Source organism: Halobacteriovorax sp. RT-2-4 (assembly GCF_047085445.1).
Classification (GTDB): domain Bacteria; phylum Bdellovibrionota; class Bacteriovoracia; order Bacteriovoracales; family Bacteriovoracaceae; genus Halobacteriovorax_A.
Genome location: NZ_JBKIXY010000001.1, coordinates 12,595 through 31,272, shown reverse-complemented (window position 1 = coordinate 31,272; position 18,678 = coordinate 12,595). Strand labels below are relative to the sequence as shown.

Sequence of the window (18,678 nt, the reverse complement as noted above, 5' to 3'; positions counted from 1 at the left end):
TATTTTAAAATTACTTAATTTTAAATGCAGCTAATTCTTCTCTTAATCTTCTTTCTGCTTCATTAAATTTGTCTGAACCTTCATCTTCCTGCTCAGCACCTTCTTTATTAATAATACCTAGGTACTTAGGAACTGCAGAAGCAGATACTAATTCTTCTTCACCTTCTGGTTGAAGCTCAATTGTTCCTTCTTCAACTAACTTTGCAGCTTCATCAATTGCAGTTTGTGCTGTAGCAGCATCAACACCAGTCATAGTAGCAATTTCATCCGCAGGAGTTGCCATGAAGTCACCAATTGCCATGATGCTATTTTGTACAAGTACTTGTGCCATTGCATCTGTAACAGATGGGATTTGAAGTAAGTTCTCAACTGACTTATTAACTTTTTCTTGAAGTTTAGACTTCGAGATAATGTTAATATTGTAACCAGATAGCATTGCTGCAAGACGAACGTTTTGTCCACGACGTCCAATAGCAAGTGATAGCTGATCTTCTTCTACGATTACGTCCATTGATTTTGAATCGTGATCAATAGAAATATTTTCAATTTCAGATGGAGCAAGAGCTGCAATAGCAAATGTAGCTAGATCATCATTCCATCTTACGATATCAATTTTTTCACCTTGTAGTTCATTAACAATATTTTGAACTCGTGATCCTTTCATACCAACACAAGCACCAACTGGATCAATATCTTTATCTACTGATTGAACAGCGATTTTAGCTCTTTGACCTGGCTCACGTGCAGCTGATTTGATTTCAATTGTTCCATCTTGAATTTCTGGAACTTCAATTTCAAAAAGCTTAACAAGGAACATTGGTGAAGTTCTTGAAAGTCTAATTTCTGGCCCACGGTTAGTCATAACTACTTCAGTTAAGTAAGCTTGTACTCTGTCACCAGGGTTAAATTGCTCACCAGGAATTAGCTCTCTTCTTGAAAGAACAGCATCGGCCTTCCCAAGATCAACAACCACGTTTCCACGCTCATATCTTCTAACGATACCAGTTACAAGATCACCTTGTCTGTGCTTAAACTCAGAGAATAGGATTTCTCTTTCAGCATCGCGAACTTTTTGCATAATAATCTGACGCGCAGTTTGTACGTCAACACGTGTGAAGTTAGGGTTTTCAATTTTGATCCCTAATTGGTCACCGATTTCAACATCTTCATCAAGCTCTCTAGCATCACCTAGATTGATTTCAATAATTGAATCTCTTACTTCATCTACAACGTTTTTATATTGGAAGATCTCTACATCATCGTCATCTTCGTTATAACGAGTTTCGTATTCACCTTGAATTCCAAACTTCTTTCTAGCAGTTACTAAGAAAGCTTGTTCAATTGCGTTTACGATAATGGCCTTATCGATACCACGGTCTTTACCTAACACATCAATAATTTTACTTAATTCTGAGAAACTCATTTTTCACCTCAAACAATTACACTTCTGGTTCAAGTGCGATCTTATTAATATCATTTAAGTTTAATTTTAAATCAAAATCACTATCGAGAGTCACGTCGATATAGTCGTCTCCGTAGCTATTTAAGCTACAAATAACTTTCTTAGCATTTGCTGTTTTCTTATCAAACTTTTCACCTGGGAAAAGATCCCCAAATTTCTTATTAAGTTGAACAAGAATACGCTCACCGATACTTAATTCTAAGTGCTCTCTTGTTTTAATTTTTCTAAACATTCCTGGAGAAGAAACTTCTAGAACAATATCATCTGGAATCCAATCAAGTGCTTCCATTGGCTCACTAAAAGCGCGGTCAACGTTCACACAATCTTCGATTACAGCTGTTCTTGTCTCTTTATTCATTATGTAGACGCGTAAAGTTTTAGAACCTTTGATATACTCCATATCATAAAGAAGGTAACCTTCCCCACTTACAACTTCAGTAGCAAGTTCGAAAAATTTTTGTTCCATACCTGAATAAGAGATATCTAAATCCATTAAAACGCATCCCATATGCTTTTACAAAAAAGCCTATAAAAATAAAAAAAAAGGGTAGCCCTAAAAGTCTACCCGATTATATCTTGTTAAATATTTAACTAATCGTTATTTACTCAAAAACCTGAAAAAAACTTTCTAATTTCTAAGTACTTATTAATTATCAAAGATTTTGAAATCTTGTCAAGGTTTGTCATTGATAACTTATGAAAACAACTTCAGCTTACGACTACTTGCATTATAAATGCACTACTTCCATCTGCATAGAAATTCTTCTTTAGATGAATTTTTTCAAGGCCCAATCTCTCATAAAACCTGATGGCCCCCTCATTTGAAGCCTCCACCTCAAGATAAACTTGAAATATTTGGCCATTAAAAACACTCTTGCAATGACTCAGCATGTCTTCAAATAGCTTTTTGGCAATTGAGCGTCTTCTAAAGTCAGGGTGAACGATAATTTTATATAAATGACAAAAATCTGGTTGATTCACCTCAAACACACAAATTCCCACAACTTGATCATCTTCGGCCCAGATACATGAAATGTCTCGACCAGAGGATGCCAATTGTTGCCAATTTTCTTTTGACCAAGGCCATTTGAAAAATGCAGCTTCAAAGTCGCATAAATTCGACAGTATCTCTTCGTCAATATTGCTTATTAAGTCTATTTTGAATTCTTTCATCTTTATAAGAATAACCTTGAGTCAACATTCTTTAAAACGAAGTCTTTATATTCCTCATCTATATAAGGGCCATTATCTAATTTATGAGTTTCTAGAAAATTTTGGTATCTCTTCTTCAATTCGTAATTTGTGTTATAAATCTGAACCACTTTTTTAGTTAGCTCTTTACTTATTTTACAAGTGCCAAACTTTGGATACGAAGCGTACTCACTTTCTAAATCCATAGACTTTGAGAGCAATAATACTCTCTTTATTAAGTCTTTCTGTTTTGCATTAAGGGACTCTGGCGCAATTGTAACTTGCTCAAGAGCAGGAGCTAGGCCAGTTAACTTAGCAATATAGTTCTTTTTCCCTATCAGGCACAAACTTTGATTATAAGCTTTTAAAAGATCATTTGTGTTTTGACCGAAATAGATTTGGCCATTTACAGAGAAAAGGGCCCTATCTTTGAGGGCCCATGTATTCATTAAAAATATTGAAACTAGAATAAATCGCATTAAGTATAATGCTAATTAAACTGGAGAACTAATGTCAACGTTTGCTACAGCTTTACCTGCAGTAAGTTTTGTCTCCATCTGATAACGAATCTTAACGTCTGGGTTGAAAGTATATCCATCTTTACCACGGATAATGTACTTTCTCTTCGTATTACTATTGTCTTTCGGCTCGATAAGCTTTCTTAGACGAGAGATTGACGTATAAATAAGTTTGTCGTGAATTAGTGGATTGTACTCGTCTTTCCAAATCTCACGTGCCAGATCTTCTTTGTCATAAAAAGAACCACGGTTCTTAGCTAGCAAGAATAGAATTTCAAGAAGAACAAAACGGTGCTTAAAGTCGATAACACCAATATTCTTTTCTTTCACTTTTCTATTATTGCGATCAAGGTAAATATCAACACTTGAATCATTAACTTCATGAATTTCAGCATCAAGTACATTAGTTAGACGCTTAAAAGTTGTTGAATCAACTGCTTGCTTTGCAAGGTTATAGTAAAGAGTAGCTTTATCATAATCACCCTTCACTTTTTCAACCTGACCAATTCCTAAAAGAATATAACCATAAAGATTCCAACACTTCTTATTCTGAAGTGTAATATTAGCAAGATTGAAGTGCTTTAAAGAAGCCTCCACATCACCTTTGGCAATTAGGATTTTTCCATAAGTCATATGCATCGAACCACCAAGATATTCCTTATTAATAATCTTTAATAAGTTATCCAGTTGGGCCATGTAATCAAGAGAAAGGTCGAATTCACCTCTATTATAAGCATTATTAGCTAGGGCCAATAAACACTTTGAGTGAAGATCAGGATCATTTTCTTCTTTAGATTTATTATAAGATAGCTCTAAGTCGCTAAATGCACCTGCAAAATCATTTCGATACGACTTGATTAAACCTGCATAATAGAAGTATTCAGCAGAAAGACTACCAAGGTTTACTTGTAAGTCATTAATGATATTCTCACTCTGATTTACATACTTAGCGGCTTTTTCATCTTCAAGCTTTTCAGCAGCAATTCTAATAAGAAAACTTAGAATTTTTAAAACGCGATAATTATCCTGAGGACACTCAGCACAGTCGATGGCCTTTAAAAAGTTTACTTCGGCCTTATTAAGATCGGCTTTATCATAATGAAGTTTTCCTAATTGGTAATAAGCCTTACCAACCTCTAACTTAGTCAAAATATCTTGTGAAGGAATAAGCCCTTCACCATGACCAAGAAAGCCTAAAACCTCAGTCTTAAAGCCGCTGTTTACACTATTTCCAGATTCTTGTCCCCCGACAATCTGCATATCAACTCCCTATTTCTATTCCGCTGTGAGAATTTTGTGGAATCTTACCACAACATGTTCATAACATGTCATCACGCTGCCCGTCAAAACTCTTTATAATAACTAAAATAATTACACTCAAAATATTGATGAACCCTTTAATTATTTGATATTATGGGCCTTTAAAGTAGGAATTATTCCAAAATTTTATGGAGATTACATGCCCAAGTACGATTTAGACACAATCAGACACTCGAGCGCCCACTTAATGGCGCAAGCAATTTCAAGACTTTATCCTAATGAGAGCGTTCAATTTGGCGTTGGACCTGTTATTGAAAATGGCTTCTACTACGACATTCTGATGGATCGAACCCTGGGCGAGGAAGATCTTCCAAAAATTGAAGATATGATGAAAACAATCATCAAAGAAAAATTACCAATCGAAAGAAAAGTTATGACTAGAACTGAGGCTGTTGAATTCTTCAAGTCGCAAGGTCAGGAACTTAAAGTAGAACTTATTGAAGCAATCCCTGAAGACGAAGAAGTTAGCTGTTATTCGCAAGGTGAATTCATTGACCTTTGTCGTGGGCCACACGTAGAAAATACAACTGACCTACCACAAGGTTTTAAGCTTCTTAGCATTGCGGGTGCATACTGGCGTGGTGATGAAAAGCGTGAAGTTATGCAAAGAATTTATGCTGCTTCGTTCTCAGATAAGAAAGAACTTAAGCAACATCTTATGATGCTTGAGGAAGCAAAAAAGCGTGATCACAGAAAGTTAGGAAAAGAACTAGAATTATTCCACTTTGAGCCAGTTGCTCCAGGTGCTCCTTTCTTTATGCCAAAAGGAACAATCGTTATTAACGAACTTGTGAACTATATTAGAAGACTATACCGTATCTATGAATACGATGAAGTTATCACGCCTCAAATCTTAGATAGCTCTCTTTGGCATACTTCTGGTCACTATGAGCACTACAAAGACGACATGTTCTTTTCAAAGATTGACGATCGTGAATATGCGGTAAAACCAATGAACTGCCCATGTCACATGCTAATGTTCAAGCACTATAAGTATAGCTACCGTGACCTACCACTTCGTTATGCGGACTTTGGCCGTCTTCACAGAAATGAAAAAGCAGGTGCACTAGCAGGTCTAACTCGCGTGCGTTCATTCTGCCAAGATGATGCCCATATCTTCTTAGCACTTGATCAAGTTCAAGAAGAAATTCAAAGAACAATGAAGATGATCTTCACAGCTTACGAGCTATTTGGTTTCGATAATATCACTGTTAATTTATCAACTCGTCCAGAAAAGAAAGCTGGTGATGATAAGACTTGGGATATTGCAGAGAACGCACTTGAAGAAGCACTAAAAGCTTCTGGTCACAATTATGTTATCAAAGAAGGTGACGGTGCATTCTATGGACCAAAAATTGATATTGAGGTTGCAGATGCAATTGGACGTAAGTGGCAGCTTGGGACAATTCAGCTAGACTTCCAACTACCAGACCGTTTTGATCTTAAATTCACGACGGCAGACGGTGGCGAAGAAAGACCAGTTGTTGTACACCGTGCCCTACTTGGATCACTTGAGAGATTCTTTGGTGTTTACACTGAGCACGTTGCAGGTGTTTTCCCTTTCTGGCTAGCACCAGAGCAGATCGTTATTGTTCCAGTTAATAATGAAGCACACGGGGAAGCTGCTCACAAACTTAAAGAGCAATTATTTGCGCAAGGTTATCGTGTAAGCGTAGATGATCGTAATGAAACAATGGGATATAAGACTCGCCAAATTCAAAAGTCTAAAATTCCATTCATGTTCGTTGTTGGTGATCGTGAAATTGAAAACAATGCCGTAGCAGTTAGAAAGCATGGAGCAAAAGGTTCGTTCAATTGGACGAATGCAGAAATGCTTGAGAAACTTAAGGCACTAGATAGTTTAAAATACCCTAAAGCATAAGCTTTAGGGTTTTTTATATATTCACTTTAAAAGAAGGTTTCCATGGAAAGGAAAAATATCTTAATCATATGTGGTGGTGGGTCTACTGAGCATGAAGTGTCTCTTCGCTCTGCTCAATATATAAAAGAGCAAGTCGCCATCAATCCAGAGTTCAACCCTATTGTCGTTGAAATGACAAAGTCGGGGGATCTTACTTTAAACGGTCAAAAAGTTAGCCTAAATGGACAGATATTAGAAACGGCAACAGAAAGGCCATATATCAATTATGTCATTCCAGTTATTCATGGACCTCCAGGAGAAACTGGAGAAATACAATGCTTCCTTGAAATGCATAAGCTTCCCTACCTTGGCCCACGCCATGAAGGAAGTAGTATTTGTTTTAACAAGGTAACGACAAAGTTATGGTTTGATCATCTAGGTATACCAAATACGAAGTGGATGTCGATTCACAAAGATTTACCTTATGAACGAAGTGAAGTTGTGGATTTTTTTGAAAAATCAAATAATGACGTTTTCATCAAGGCTGCTAGTCAGGGCTCTTCAGTAGGTTGCTACCACGTAACAAATAGAGAAGATTTGGTGGATGCAATCAATAAAGCACTCGAGTATAGCGATGATATTCTCATTGAAAGAACACTTAAAGGGCGTGAGCTAGAAATTGCAGTATTTGAGCAAGAAGGAAATCTCCACGCATCTAAACCTGGTGAAATCGTAAATGCAAGTGATGAATTTTATGATTATGAGCAAAAATATAGTGAGCAATCAAAAGCTAAAACTTATGTTGAGGCGCCTGAGTTAACTAATGAACAGATCTCTCAAATGCAAATTATAGCTAAGACAGCATTCAAATGCCTAAAGCTAAGACATCTGTCACGCATAGACTTCTTCTTAAGCGATGGGGATATCTACTTAAATGAAATCAATACTTTTCCAGGTATGACAAGTATTTCAATGTTTCCAAAAATGCTAGAAAACACAGGACTCAAATTTAGTGATTTTCTAAAAGAGAAGATTCAAAAAGAAGTTAGATAATATAAAACACTTAAGGGTTAAAGAGATGGAAATCAACTTAATTGGTAAAAACAGTCACGAACACGCTAAAGAAAAGCTAGCAACAATGTACAAGGATAACTTCACTTCTGCAGAGAAGAAAGAATATATTCCTCATCATAAATTTTCACAAGGAGCATACCTTGCGATGGAAACAAGAGATGAAAATTCTCCAGAATTTCTCCTCGATGCTGCTTCACAGATAGCCACACTAGGACTTGGTTTCAATGCAACGGCCCTTTTTGGAACAACAATGCATGAAAGTGCATGGACAGGAAATTATCTCGATTCAACTTTTATCGAAATCGCCGAGTCTTTTAAAACTCTTCTAAGAGAGAAAGCTTCTAACGACAAACTTACACCAGTATTTGTGAACTCTGGAGCGGAAGCCAATGAAGCGGCCCTTATTATGGCCTATATGAAAAGGGCCCATACTGGTGCAAACAAAATCATAGCTTTTGAAGGCAGTTTTCACGGACGCTTCCTATCAACACTTTTCTCGACTTGGAATCCAAGTAAGCGAGAGCCATATCAAATCGAAGGACATGAAACAACTTTCATCGATTATCCTGAAACAAAGAATGATCAATTTATTTTAGATATAGATCCAGAGTGGATTAGATTATGGGAGAATCCATTTTCACCAAGCTTTGAAGCAAATTTAAAAGAATTTGAAAGTAAAGCTGATGATTTACTTAAATCAGAAATCGCCTCTTTAAAGCAACTTCATGAAGTTCTAAAAGAGAATACTCACTTTGCAATTTTAGTTGAGCCAATGCAATGCGAAGGTGGTGATCGCTATTCAACAAATCGCTTCCATGTGGCCCTTAATTTGATCGTAAAATCTTATCAAGTTGCACTTATCTATGATGAGGTTCAAACAGGGTTTGGACTTGGACGAGACTTCTTCTGGCACAGAACATTTGATCTAAAAGATTCACAAGGAAATCAAATTAATCCTGAGTATATTACATGTGCAAAGAAGGCCCAAAGTGGAATTGTACTGACACAAGATCCATGCTGGGAGAATAATGAGTTTCAAACTTCTTCTGTTATCAGAGGTTACTATCAAGCAATAGCAATCGATCAACTTCGCTACAAAATTGCAACAATCGAAGAATATACAAGAAATAAACTTAATCAACTTATAAGTAAGTGGGATCAGCTTTCATCACCTAGATGCTTTGGTGTCGCATTTGCTTTTGATCTATCGGATGCAAAAGATATTGCACCTTTTATCTCAAACCGCTTTGACCTAGGACTACTCTATTATCAAGCTGGAGATAATACACTAAGATTTAGACTTAATACGGCCTGGACTAACGAAGATATCGACTATCTATTCGACGCAATTAACGAGATTGCTAACCGAATTTATAAAGGTGAAACAAATAAACTAGAATATACTCCAAAAACTAAAGTAAATTCTCCCAATGAATACTTATGGCATGCAAAATTAGTGGAAGCCTTCAGTGGGAACCTTCAAGACAAAGCGGCATTTAGCTTTGCCCAAAAATTCTTTAATGAAGAATTTAACTTAGAATTAATTAAAATTGATGGTGAAAACTTCGACTATTACAAACACAAGATTGAAGAAATCCAACGTCATACATATGAGCCAACGAGACAAACAAGCATTGAGAAATTCGAAAAAATTGCTCATTGTAAAGATTCAATTGCGATGGCCCTACTAAGCGAAACAAGACAACTGGTAGGAATCTCATTTGCAGGTAAAATTACTCACTTCCCTCATGAGAGTGGACTACGCTTAGTTAAGTATTTCAATAGTCCAAAAACTCTTTATATGCTCGATACAACAATTATAAATATGGAGCAATCACAAGGAATGGGAAAATACCTAAAGTATGCGCTAACACTTATTGCAAGTGCCAATGGCAACGAATATATCTACGGAAGAAACCGTGATATTCACGCAGGAGCAATGCTTTCTATAAACTGTTCTCTTGGGGCCATCATTGAGATGAAACTTAAAGAGAATTATCTCGATGATGAAGAGCATCGCGATGTTATCATCTATCGCCAAAACCTGAGATGGAGTAATGAGAAATTAAAGTACTCAACTTCCCCTATCTTAAATGCTGCTTCATTCGAGAGTATGCCAACACTTGTAAACAAGATCTGTCTTTCAAACTTCATTGATGAAAGTTTTATGGCAAATCTTAAGCGTTTCAAAGATATCGCACCTAAAGAACTACAACACTTTTTTACAGCGAGTGGACATAGTGAGTGTGTAGAAAAAATATTCAAATCGATTCTTATCAAAAATCAAAAAGAAAGAACAAAAGTAATATCTTTTAACCATGACTATTTTGGTAAGCAAAGCTTTATGTCCGCTACTCTTTCAGGCGTTTTAGACTTCTATCCGAACTCTAAAGTAGATACGATTGGCCAACTAAAAGAAAAACTTGCGACCAAAGATTACTTAGCTCTTTTCATTGGTGATCTTTTAGTCAATTTTACTAATGAAGAACTAAAAGAAATTATAAAAATCGCACATGACAACGGAACAAAAGTTGTTTTTAACGAAAGTGTTTATTTTCATAATAAAAAGAAACTCTTTTCAAAAGACCATGGAATTATTCCGGATGCTAGCTACATTCACATCGCAGGACAAATTGGTATTTGTATGCTGCAAGAAGAAGTCTATGAGTCAAGGCCTCTAATGATGATCTCAACGTGGGATGGTGACGCTTATGCTCTTTCTCAAGCTGTATCATATTTAGAGTCACCTGCTGACGCTAAAAAAGAATTTAAAATTATTAACGACACTTCTTACGCTTTTACATTAAAAGCGCCAAGTATTTTTGGTAACCAAACAAGTAAGAAGTGGTATTTTACATGTTAATGACAGACTTAAATTTACCTATATTCAAATACGATGCTTGTGGCCCATACGAAAATGGGCTTAAGCACGGTGAAACTTTTAAAGAAGCAATACAAGAACTTATAGAGATTAGAACTGGCCTTCTTCTTAAAAGGTCACCGCATTTGAAAGATAAACTTGATGAGTTTGCAAACTTACAGTTTAAAGAAACCATGAAGTTTGATGCAAGCCTAGCACAAGAGATTGAAGGGATAGCGAAAGGCAGTGAAACTTCAATCAAAGACATTATTATCCTAAATAACTACACTGACTTTAGAGATATTCAACTCGATAGTGAGAATCAAGACGAAGGGTGTACATCGGTCTCATATATCGATGATAAAAATAGCATCGCTGCTCAGACATGGGATATGCATCAAAGTGCAAAAAATTATCTCATGCTAATTGAAATTGACGATAAGGATAATGGAACAAAAGAACTTATCTACACAGTTTGTGGATGTTTAGGATTAATGGCCGTTAATAACCATGGTCAATTCATTGGTGTTAACAATATTAATGTCCTAGATGGAATAAATGGAATTATCTGGCCTGCATTAATTAGAAAAGCAGCGAAACAAAAAAGCCTTAATGATATGGGAAAATTACTAATGGAAGCTCCCATTACATCAGGCCATAATTATCTTATAAGCGATGGAAAAAGTGCCTTCAATTATGAGATCACTCCTACACAAAAAGAAATTTTAAATACAAACCCACAAGGTCTAATCTTCCATACAAATCACTGTCTTGGTAGCACAGTTAGAAAAGTAGAAGATCGAAACAATATTAGTAAAACGACACATGCAAGGTTTGATCTTGTCGAAAAGTATAGAAGTGAACTTAAGGATGAAGCATCTATTATGAAACTTCTTATGTCTCACGACGGCCATCCTTTATCAATTTGCTCACACTACTCTCCAGAGGGAGCAAGTGATCCTTCTCAAACATGTGGTGGCGCACTTTATAATTATCAAACACAGATATTTAAGGCCTGGAGAGGCTGCAAAAAATATGACAAAAATTTTGAATATGTAGAAATTCATCTACCCCTAATTTTATGAGAAATTAGATTTTAAAGTGAGAGTTTATGGCCCATCTACCTTTTTTTCACACATGGACAAAACAAAACCAGGCCAAGAAAATCGATATCCAAAATACTTTTGAATGGGGCTATATTACATCTTCTAATCAGAAGATTTATGACCTTTCTTCAGGAAGTTATCATCAGTCATTCGGCAATAGAAATATTCAAATTGAAAAGGCAATGATTGAGCAAATCAAGTCAATGCCAATGGCAACCCCAAAATGTCAATTTGAACTAAAAGAGACTGTATCGAAAAAGCTCGTTAACCTGATAGGTCTTGACGGAAGAATCTTCTATACAACTTCAGGGGCCGAATCAAATGAAAATGCCATAAAGATGGCCAGGCAAATTACAGGGCGCCAATTTATACTATCATGTGAAACTTCCTATCATGGAGCGACACTGGGTGCTCTTGCTCTGACAGGAGATTGGCGCCGAGATGGTGCGGGTGTTCCTTCAAGGTTTCACGCTTTCATTCCAAACTTCTTTAATGATCCAGACTTAGAGAAAACAAAAAAAGTCATTCAAGACATTGGAAGTAGTGATATTGCAGCGATTTGTATCGAAGTTATAACAGGTGGCAATGGCGTCTTCATTCCCCCACAAAGCTACTATGATGAAATCATGAAAATTTGCAAGGAAAATGGAATCAAACTCATTTTAGATGAGGTCGTGTGTGGATTTGGTCGAACAATGACTAATTTTGGTTTTCAAAATTATACAAATTTAGAAGCTGATTTTATTAGTCTTGCAAAAAATATCTCTGGTGGATTCTTTCCATTTGGAGCAGTCTTTGTTAGTGAAGATAATGCAGCTTACTTTGATGACAATATACTAAGCTGTGGACTTACAAATGCTGCACACCCTATCGGATTAAAAGTTCTTGATGAAGTTATGTCATTAATTGAATCGAATGATTTTATTAAAATAAGAAACCAGAACTATGACCTCTTAAATCAATTTAAGATCAAATTAGAAAACTCTCATGCGATAGATTCCATCAGGCATATTGGCCTTCTCATGGCCATTGACCTTAGTGATGTAATCATAGAAAGTTCTCTATTATGGAACAAATTACTTTCAAATGGTCTTTTCATTAATATCACAAACCGCTCTCTAATCCTTTGTCCGTATCTAAATTACGCACCAAAAGAACTAGAAGCTTGCTTAAATAATTTATTAAATATAATCGAGGACTCATATGTACAGTAAGATTTACCCAAGTGCCCAAGAAGCGCTCAAGGATGTAACAAGTGGCTCAACGATAATGAGTGGCGGATTCGGCCTTTGTGGAATCCCGGAAAACTCAATTAATCAGTTAGCTCAAATGGAACTAAGAGATTTAAAAGTTGTTTCAAATAATATTGGAAACTCAGGACGAGGACTTGTAAAACTTTTGAAAAAGAAAATGATCTCAAAAGGATTCTGTTCATATGTAGGAGGTAATCCAGACCTAGAAGCGGCCATGTTCGCAAATGAAATAGAAATCGAACTAGTACCTCAGGGAACGCTAAGTGAGAGAATTAGAGCGGCAGGTATGGGAATTCGTGCCTTCTATACTCCAACAGGATATGGGACAGAAGTGGCCGAAGGTAAAGAAGTCAAAGAATTTGATCGTCCATGTATTTTAGAAGAAGCGCTACACGCAGACTTTGCAATTATCAAAGCACAAAAAGCAGATCCATATGGAAATCTATGGTTTAAAGAAACAGCTAGAAACTTCTCCCCTCTTATGGCAATGGCAGCAAAGACAACGATCGTTGAGGTGGAAGAAATAGTTGAACTTGGAGATATCAAACCTGAAGATGTGCATATACCAGGAGTCTTTGTTCAGCGAATTTATCAAGGTTCAAATTATGAAAATGCTATTGAATTTTTAAAAACGAGGGAGTCATAATTATGTGGACGAAAGAGCAGATGGCCAAAGAAGTTACAACTCTCTTTACAGAGAACTCTACGATTAATCTTGGAATTGGACTACCAACAATAATCCCATCACAACTTCCTAAGAATCATAGCTATATCATTCATAGTGAAAACGGTGTTCTTGGTGTAGGTGACAACCCGACAGAGGCCGAAGTATCGGCTACTTTAATTAATGCAGGCAAAGAAACTATTACGGTTGAAAAAGGTGCAAGCTTTTTTGATAGTTCGATGAGCTTTGGAATGATTAGAGGTGGCCATATCGATTTCTGCGTCCTTGGTGGAATGGAAGTTGATACACAAGGCTCACTTGCAAACTGGAAGATCCCAGGTAAGAAAATCACGGGAATGGGTGGAGCTATGGACCTAGTCAATGGCGCTAAAAATATCATTGTTATGATGAGTCACTATAGCAAAACTGGTGAGCCTAAACTATTACCAGAGTGCACTCTCCCTCTCACTGGAAAAAGTGTCGTTAATTACGTTGTAACTGAATGTGGAAGCTTTAAAATTGAAGATGGAAAATTTAAAGTTTTAAATATGGCCAATGGATTAACTATTAAAGAATTGAATAAGAATTTTGATAACGAGATTTTTGAGTAAAAAAAAGAGGGCCCTGCAACTGGCCCTCCATTTTTTCGGCTTCATGCCTATCTCTTGCTACGACATCCTGTCGATCAATTAAATTATAACGCACAATAATGAAAAATGCAGAAAAAAAATAAATGGGTAAACATTTCCATTTACCTTGAAGCACGTTTATAATTAAACGTAATCACAAAAACTTACGGGGAATAGATGAGTATTTTCAACAGGAATAAAGCGGCAAATAATAGCACTCATGCTTTTGAGTCTCAAAAATACAAACAAACATTTACATATTTTATTCCTTCCCCACCGGCCAGATCGACACCATATCAAGAAAAAGCATTTGATCAAGTTACTCAGTTCTTAAATGCAAAAGAGATGGCCTATCATATTGCTCATACTGCTGTTAATGACAAAGGCCTTTGGGTAATAATTGAGATTTTTGGAAAACAAAAAGAAGTTACAAAATTAATTCAAGAGCTAAATGATTCCTTTAATTCGAGTTACAGTACAGAGAGTGATTCAGAGCTTGAGATTTATTACGAAGAAAATGAAGAGTTTCATAAAGATGATAATTACAAAGCTTAATACAAATCAATTTAAAACTTTAATTATACTCCTAGGATTAATCCCTCTTATCGGATGCTCTGAAGTTGAAAAGCAGTTAAATACTTCTCAAAGTATTAACCATACTTGTCCTATTGTAGAAAAGAAAAACAATATTTTATTAGATAACGAAAAAAATGAACCCGAGATTAGTAAGATAATTAGCTCGAAATCAACAAACTCAAGCTATCGTAATCAGATATTAAATTTTACACTCTCTCAATTATACTTCTCTCCGCACGCGACTACGCTCAACTCTCATACCTTATTGATTGCAAAGGTTGCAGGAAAAGATTTCTTCATTAACAGTATTCCACAAAAACAAAATGATTTCGCTTTTTTGAATGCCATTTCTCAAATGGCAAATTTCTATAAAAAACCGCTCGCAATCAAAAATCGACTAACGCTTATCGAAAAGAACATTAGTGAATACATCTACGCCTCAAACTCTTTGGAACAATTTATTAAAGATAATCAGGCCGAATTATTTAAGAATAAAGATTTGAAAAGATTGTATTTTAGAGGTGCTCAAGGTGTACGTGAGAATGAATTATTTGCAAGACTTAGTTATGTAAAAAGACTAAGTAAATTAACAAAATTTGCTAAAGATCATAATAGTATAAATAGCTACAACTCCAACTACCTGTTTAGAAGAGGTAATTATAGTTGCTCATTTGATTCAAAACTTCATGACTCAAAAATGGCCATCTTAAAAAGGCCTAAGAAATCATACTACAACACTTTTTCTCATTATAAAGACCAGAATAATTATATTATTGGGATTACAAGTTCCCTACCTGAGATTAATAATTCAATCAAAGATGTTCTACTGTCGAATTTTGAAAATGATAATTACACAGCACTTTGTATGAGTGAATTAAAGCAAGGTAGACGCTATATCCTACTCATGAATGGAATCACATATAATGCTCAAGTATTAACAGAACTAATTAATAACTTTCCAAGTGTTTCCTCGGCGCAAGAGTATATGAATACAAAAAGATCTTTAGTTCTTCAAAATCCAAAAAGAACAATCTCTGAAATATATGGAACGACTAAGAACGAACAAGGTACGGCACAATACTATACGCCTGCACTTGGTAAGCTTACGGTACTTGAGCTCAATAATGGATTAAGTACATATAAAGATCCAAGAAATGGTCAACTTACATGCAATTAACACTCAAGGGAGATGCCTCACAAAAGAGTTGGTCCCTAGAGGTCAACGAGTCAGAACTTGAGCTAACTGTTCTTGAATTCCTAAGAAAACATAACATACCTGTTGCATCTAGTTGTGATGGTGAAGAAGTATGTAGACTCTGCCTAATTAATGAAGATCAATTGGCATGTGGCCTACTAGTAAAAGATATCATTCAAAAGTATAATTCTAATATTACTATTTCATATTTATAAACTTATATAAAAAAGGAAAAACTATGCGTTACTTATCATTCGATATTGAAGCTACTGGACTTGAAGAAAAAGATTTAATCATCGAATTTGCAATGGTTCCCTTTTGTGCAAAAACAAAAACAATTAATAAAGAACTTCAAAAACATTTTTATATAAAATGCCCAAGCTTTGAAGAGTTAAAGCCAAATCTAAACCAATGGGTTATTGATCATAATAAAGAACTTATTGAAAAGGCCCACTCTGAAGGCGTTGCAATTGAAGACTTCAAACAAGAGCTTATTAAATATTTTGAATCACCAGAAGTTAAAGAATACTTTGGAAATAAAAAAATCACACTATTTGGAAAATCGATGAGTGCGATTGATCTTCCTTTTATGACAAGAGATCTTGGCTGGGATTTTATGAGAACTTACTTTGAGCACCGTCAACTTGATCTTTCATGTATTGCCTACGGACTCATTGATATGGACATCATACCAGCAGAATGTGAGTCAGGCTCAAAACTTATGAAGTTTTTAAATATGGGTGATGTTGCTCACACGGCACTTGAAGATGCTGTTAACACTGCTCTAATGTACTTTAAGTTATTAGACCTAGTGCTTGTGAAAAAACTCTAGAGGGTCAAAGGCCTTAGAGTCATGTCGAATTTCGAAGTGTAAGTGGTCACCAGTTGATTTACCAGTATTTCCTACTGAAGCAATAACTTGGCCACGAGCAACTTTTTGTCCCTTTCTCGTATAATTCTTATGTGCATGAGCATAGACAGTGAAGAATCCACCAATATGAGAAACGACTGTGATATTACCGTAACCTGACTTCCTACCACTATAAACAACGACACCAGAATCGGCCGAAACGATATATGTCCCTTTACGGGCAGCAATATCAATACCTTCATGAGGTCTGCCCCAGCGATGCCCATAACCTGAAGTTACACGATTAGATGATGGCACAGGCCAAAGGAAGCGAGAGCTTTGACGAAGCTTTTGATAGTTAATAGAAGAAATAGATCGTCCTTCAACACGATTATATAAAATACCATTCTTATAAGGTAGAAAGATCGTATCACCTTTTTTAAAGGCAGCACCTTTATTAAACTCTTCGATTTGCCACTCAGGGATACTAAAAATCTCTGCTAATTTCTTAGCATTATAATTATCCGTTAACTTAATATAGCGCCCATTTTTAAGGGTCGTACAACTAAGTAGCGACATTAATGTTATAAGAAATAGCAATGACTTCTTCATTCGTCCTCATTCGTTTAATTTTCAAATGAGGACAAAAATGATCAATTATTTCAAATTATTTGGAAATTTTTGCCGCCCATTCATGGAATACATCGGACGAAAAATTCAAAAGGTTTAGGAAAGAAAACGAAATATTTCCGTTCATTATGGCATGGTGATCAGATGTCGTGTCTGGATCGATTTCTAAAGGAGATCCACCAATCCAAAAATACTGACGGCCCATTTGATCTACCCTTTCATAGACTTCTTCACTGTATCTTCTCATCTGAGGTGTTGTCCAAACGATCTCTCCAACCTCATTGGCCGACACATTTGGTACATTAATATTCAACAGTGAGCACTCAGGCATTGCAAGCAATGCTTCAGACTTCTTTTCAACGAGCTCTCTAACGACTCCAGCGGCCGTCTGAAAGTGCCTAACATCATCAGATGATCTCATAACAGTAGAAACAGCAATGGCCCTTATTCCTTGAAATACGGCCTGTCTTGCAGCACCAACTGTTCCAGAATAATAGATATCTTGTCCAAGGTTGGCCCCGTGATTGATTCCAGAAATAACCAAATCTGGCCTAAAGTCTAAAACAGAGTTTATTCCAATTAATACACTATCGGCCGGATAGCCATTACAACTAAAAGTGTAATCATTAATTTTTTCTACGCGAATTGGGTCATGAAGAGTTAAGGCCTGAGATGTAGCAGAGCGCTCTTTATCAGGAGCGACAATTGCAACATTGGCGATATCTTTTAGACTTTCATAAAGACACTGAATTCCTTCAGCAGAGTATCCATCATCATTTGAGAGTAAAATATTCATAGATTACTTATTAATCAAAAGCTATTAAATAGCAAGGGCCTTTATCGTAGCACCAAAGTATTCTGATAACTTAGGAACATCAATATTTCGATAACAGCGTTCAACTTGAGATGAGATTTCAAACTTAATATAGTCAGGATCTAGTTGCTCAATAATTCCAATTGAAAGATTTGAATCCCAGTTTAGTTTCATACCTAATTCAAACTTCTCATTCTTAGAAGACATAACCTTTGTATAAAAATTAACAATGAAGCTATTTAATTGTCCCTGCTGCGCCATCTGATGAATATCATCATATAGGAAAACGACACTTTGACATAAGTGAGACTGAATTTTTTCGTAAACTTGTGAGTCAGAGATATCAAAAATTATAGAAAAAGGTTTACCAGATCTTTCCAACTCTTCTTTAGTGTGAAGTCCACTAGTACCATAGTTAATTCTGATATTTGGATGAATTTTTGCAACTTGTTCGATAATTGAATCCACTACAAATGGAGCATCATTTTCAAAATGTAGTTCAATAATATCTTCAAGCTTTAGAAGTGATTCTTTTAAAAGTTCTTCAATGACATAACCTTGGATAAAATTAAAACTCCTAGGTCTAAAATCAAAACCATAGGCCCCTTTTGCCATTTCATTGGCAAATTTAAATCCTCTTTTGTCGTATATACCTTCTAGTACAAATCTCATCCT

General features: G+C 35.8%; 19 protein-coding genes. 11 read left to right on the top strand and 8 right to left on the bottom strand.

Annotated features, from left to right (window positions below):
• Positions 1 to 10: 10 nt before the first annotated feature.
• The 5 genes from nusA to ACMAYL_RS00150 form a co-directional block, all read right to left on the bottom strand.
• Positions 11 to 1,423 carry a transcription termination factor NusA gene (nusA, locus tag ACMAYL_RS00170; protein ID WP_103216983.1) on the bottom strand — a complete coding sequence of 471 codons (1,413 nt, stop codon included), beginning with the start codon at positions 1,421 to 1,423 and terminating at the stop codon, positions 11 to 13.
• 16 nt (positions 1,424 to 1,439) lie between these two features.
• Positions 1,440 to 1,955: a ribosome maturation factor RimP gene (gene rimP, locus ACMAYL_RS00165; protein WP_392992236.1), complete on the bottom strand. Its 516-nt coding sequence runs from the start codon at positions 1,953 to 1,955 to the stop codon at positions 1,440 to 1,442.
• Between the two features lie 215 nt (positions 1,956 to 2,170).
• Positions 2,171 to 2,635 (bottom strand): GNAT family N-acetyltransferase, encoded by a 465-nt coding sequence (locus ACMAYL_RS00160; RefSeq protein WP_412470555.1) that lies wholly within the window; start codon positions 2,633 to 2,635, stop codon positions 2,171 to 2,173.
• A gap of 2 nt (positions 2,636 to 2,637) precedes the next feature.
• Positions 2,638 to 3,102 carry a hypothetical protein gene (locus ACMAYL_RS00155; RefSeq protein WP_412470554.1) on the bottom strand — a complete coding sequence of 155 codons (465 nt, stop codon included), beginning with the start codon at positions 3,100 to 3,102 and terminating at the stop codon, positions 2,638 to 2,640.
• Between the two features lie 45 nt (positions 3,103 to 3,147).
• Entirely contained in the window at positions 3,148 to 4,431 is a 1,284-nt protein-coding gene (locus ACMAYL_RS00150) for a winged helix-turn-helix domain-containing protein (RefSeq protein ID WP_392992240.1), read from the bottom strand.
• Positions 4,432 to 4,630: 199 nt separating this feature from the next.
• Here ACMAYL_RS00150 and thrS point away from each other — a divergent pair, with 199 nt between their 5' ends.
• From thrS to ACMAYL_RS00095, 11 genes are all read left to right on the top strand, one after another.
• Positions 4,631 to 6,373, top strand: coding sequence for a threonine--tRNA ligase (thrS, locus tag ACMAYL_RS00145; RefSeq protein WP_392992242.1), 1,743 nt, complete (start codon positions 4,631 to 4,633; stop codon positions 6,371 to 6,373).
• A gap of 42 nt (positions 6,374 to 6,415) precedes the next feature.
• The gene (locus ACMAYL_RS00140; protein WP_103216977.1) at positions 6,416 to 7,405 is read left to right on the top strand and encodes a D-alanine--D-alanine ligase; all 990 of its coding nucleotides are present in this window, start codon (positions 6,416 to 6,418) and stop codon (positions 7,403 to 7,405) included.
• 25 nt (positions 7,406 to 7,430) lie between these two features.
• Positions 7,431 to 10,289, top strand: a complete 2,859-nt coding sequence (locus ACMAYL_RS00135; protein ID WP_392992243.1) for an aminotransferase class III-fold pyridoxal phosphate-dependent enzyme — start codon at positions 7,431 to 7,433, stop codon at positions 10,287 to 10,289.
• A complete protein-coding gene (locus ACMAYL_RS00130; protein ID WP_392992245.1) occupies positions 10,289 to 11,371 on the top strand; it encodes a C45 family autoproteolytic acyltransferase/hydolase in 1,083 nt (360 codons plus the stop codon). The genes ACMAYL_RS00135 and ACMAYL_RS00130 overlap by 1 nt, the downstream gene beginning before the upstream one ends.
• A gap of 26 nt (positions 11,372 to 11,397) precedes the next feature.
• Positions 11,398 to 12,606, top strand: coding sequence for an aminotransferase class III-fold pyridoxal phosphate-dependent enzyme (locus ACMAYL_RS00125; protein WP_412469436.1), 1,209 nt, complete (start codon positions 11,398 to 11,400; stop codon positions 12,604 to 12,606).
• Positions 12,596 to 13,291, top strand: a complete 696-nt coding sequence (locus tag ACMAYL_RS00120; RefSeq protein WP_103216973.1) for a CoA transferase subunit A — start codon at positions 12,596 to 12,598, stop codon at positions 13,289 to 13,291. The genes ACMAYL_RS00125 and ACMAYL_RS00120 overlap by 11 nt, the downstream gene beginning before the upstream one ends.
• A 2-nt stretch (positions 13,292 to 13,293) precedes the next feature.
• Entirely contained in the window at positions 13,294 to 13,920 is a 627-nt protein-coding gene (locus ACMAYL_RS00115; RefSeq protein ID WP_103216972.1) for a 3-oxoacid CoA-transferase subunit B, read from the top strand.
• 195 nt (positions 13,921 to 14,115) lie between these two features.
• Complete coding sequence (locus tag ACMAYL_RS00110) at positions 14,116 to 14,493, top strand: hypothetical protein (protein ID WP_103216971.1); 378 nt, start codon at positions 14,116 to 14,118, stop codon at positions 14,491 to 14,493.
• Complete coding sequence (locus tag ACMAYL_RS00105) at positions 14,456 to 15,691, top strand: hypothetical protein (RefSeq protein WP_158246792.1); 1,236 nt, start codon at positions 14,456 to 14,458, stop codon at positions 15,689 to 15,691. The genes ACMAYL_RS00110 and ACMAYL_RS00105 overlap by 38 nt, the downstream gene beginning before the upstream one ends.
• Positions 15,682 to 15,924 (top strand): hypothetical protein, encoded by a 243-nt coding sequence (locus ACMAYL_RS00100; RefSeq protein WP_103216969.1) that lies wholly within the window; start codon positions 15,682 to 15,684, stop codon positions 15,922 to 15,924. The genes ACMAYL_RS00105 and ACMAYL_RS00100 overlap by 10 nt, the downstream gene beginning before the upstream one ends.
• 23 nt (positions 15,925 to 15,947) lie before the next feature.
• Entirely contained in the window at positions 15,948 to 16,541 is a 594-nt protein-coding gene (locus tag ACMAYL_RS00095; RefSeq protein ID WP_103216968.1) for an exonuclease domain-containing protein, read from the top strand.
• On the opposite strand, the gene ACMAYL_RS00090 is transcribed toward ACMAYL_RS00095, so the two are convergent.
• Genes ACMAYL_RS00090 through ACMAYL_RS00080 form a run of 3 tightly spaced genes read right to left on the bottom strand, consistent with a single transcriptional unit; the run spans position 16,518 to position 18,675 of the window.
• Positions 16,518 to 17,171 carry a M23 family metallopeptidase gene (locus ACMAYL_RS00090; RefSeq protein WP_103216967.1) on the bottom strand — a complete coding sequence of 218 codons (654 nt, stop codon included), beginning with the start codon at positions 17,169 to 17,171 and terminating at the stop codon, positions 16,518 to 16,520. The genes ACMAYL_RS00095 and ACMAYL_RS00090 overlap by 24 nt on opposite strands.
• 55 nt (positions 17,172 to 17,226) lie before the next feature.
• The gene (gene surE / locus ACMAYL_RS00085) at positions 17,227 to 17,985 is read right to left on the bottom strand and encodes a 5'/3'-nucleotidase SurE (protein WP_103216966.1); all 759 of its coding nucleotides are present in this window, start codon (positions 17,983 to 17,985) and stop codon (positions 17,227 to 17,229) included.
• 24 nt (positions 17,986 to 18,009) lie between these two features.
• Positions 18,010 to 18,675, bottom strand: coding sequence for a hypothetical protein (locus tag ACMAYL_RS00080; RefSeq protein WP_103216965.1), 666 nt, complete (start codon positions 18,673 to 18,675; stop codon positions 18,010 to 18,012).
• Positions 18,676 to 18,678: the final 3 nt, after the last annotated feature.

Excerpts from the sequence above, each read along its gene's own strand:
- nusA (WP_103216983.1), bottom strand. The coding sequence starts at position 1,423 with ATGAGTTTCTCAGAATTAAGTAAAATTATTGATGTGTTAGGTAAAGAC.
- rimP (WP_392992236.1), bottom strand. The coding sequence starts at position 1,955 with ATGGATTTAGATATCTCTTATTCAGGTATGGAACAAAAATTTTTCGAA.
- ACMAYL_RS00160 (WP_412470555.1), bottom strand. The coding sequence starts at position 2,635 with ATGAAAGAATTCAAAATAGACTTAATAAGCAATATTGACGAAGAGATA.
- ACMAYL_RS00155 (WP_412470554.1), bottom strand. The coding sequence starts at position 3,102 with ATGAATACATGGGCCCTCAAAGATAGGGCCCTTTTCTCTGTAAATGGC.
- ACMAYL_RS00150 (WP_392992240.1), bottom strand. The coding sequence starts at position 4,431 with ATGCAGATTGTCGGGGGACAAGAATCTGGAAATAGTGTAAACAGCGGC.
- thrS (WP_392992242.1), top strand. The coding sequence starts at position 4,631 with ATGCCCAAGTACGATTTAGACACAATCAGACACTCGAGCGCCCACTTA.
- ACMAYL_RS00140 (WP_103216977.1), top strand. The coding sequence starts at position 6,416 with ATGGAAAGGAAAAATATCTTAATCATATGTGGTGGTGGGTCTACTGAG.
- ACMAYL_RS00135 (WP_392992243.1), top strand. The coding sequence starts at position 7,431 with ATGGAAATCAACTTAATTGGTAAAAACAGTCACGAACACGCTAAAGAA.
- ACMAYL_RS00130 (WP_392992245.1), top strand. The coding sequence starts at position 10,289 with ATGACAGACTTAAATTTACCTATATTCAAATACGATGCTTGTGGCCCA.
- ACMAYL_RS00125 (WP_412469436.1), top strand. The coding sequence starts at position 11,398 with ATGGCCCATCTACCTTTTTTTCACACATGGACAAAACAAAACCAGGCC.
- ACMAYL_RS00120 (WP_103216973.1), top strand. The coding sequence starts at position 12,596 with ATGTACAGTAAGATTTACCCAAGTGCCCAAGAAGCGCTCAAGGATGTA.
- ACMAYL_RS00115 (WP_103216972.1), top strand. The coding sequence starts at position 13,294 with ATGTGGACGAAAGAGCAGATGGCCAAAGAAGTTACAACTCTCTTTACA.
- ACMAYL_RS00110 (WP_103216971.1), top strand. The coding sequence starts at position 14,116 with ATGAGTATTTTCAACAGGAATAAAGCGGCAAATAATAGCACTCATGCT.
- ACMAYL_RS00105 (WP_158246792.1), top strand. The coding sequence starts at position 14,456 with ATGAAGAGTTTCATAAAGATGATAATTACAAAGCTTAATACAAATCAA.
- ACMAYL_RS00100 (WP_103216969.1), top strand. The coding sequence starts at position 15,682 with ATGCAATTAACACTCAAGGGAGATGCCTCACAAAAGAGTTGGTCCCTA.
- ACMAYL_RS00095 (WP_103216968.1), top strand. The coding sequence starts at position 15,948 with ATGCGTTACTTATCATTCGATATTGAAGCTACTGGACTTGAAGAAAAA.
- ACMAYL_RS00090 (WP_103216967.1), bottom strand. The coding sequence starts at position 17,171 with ATGAAGAAGTCATTGCTATTTCTTATAACATTAATGTCGCTACTTAGT.
- surE (WP_103216966.1), bottom strand. The coding sequence starts at position 17,985 with ATGAATATTTTACTCTCAAATGATGATGGATACTCTGCTGAAGGAATT.
- ACMAYL_RS00080 (WP_103216965.1), bottom strand. The coding sequence starts at position 18,675 with ATGAGATTTGTACTAGAAGGTATATACGACAAAAGAGGATTTAAATTT.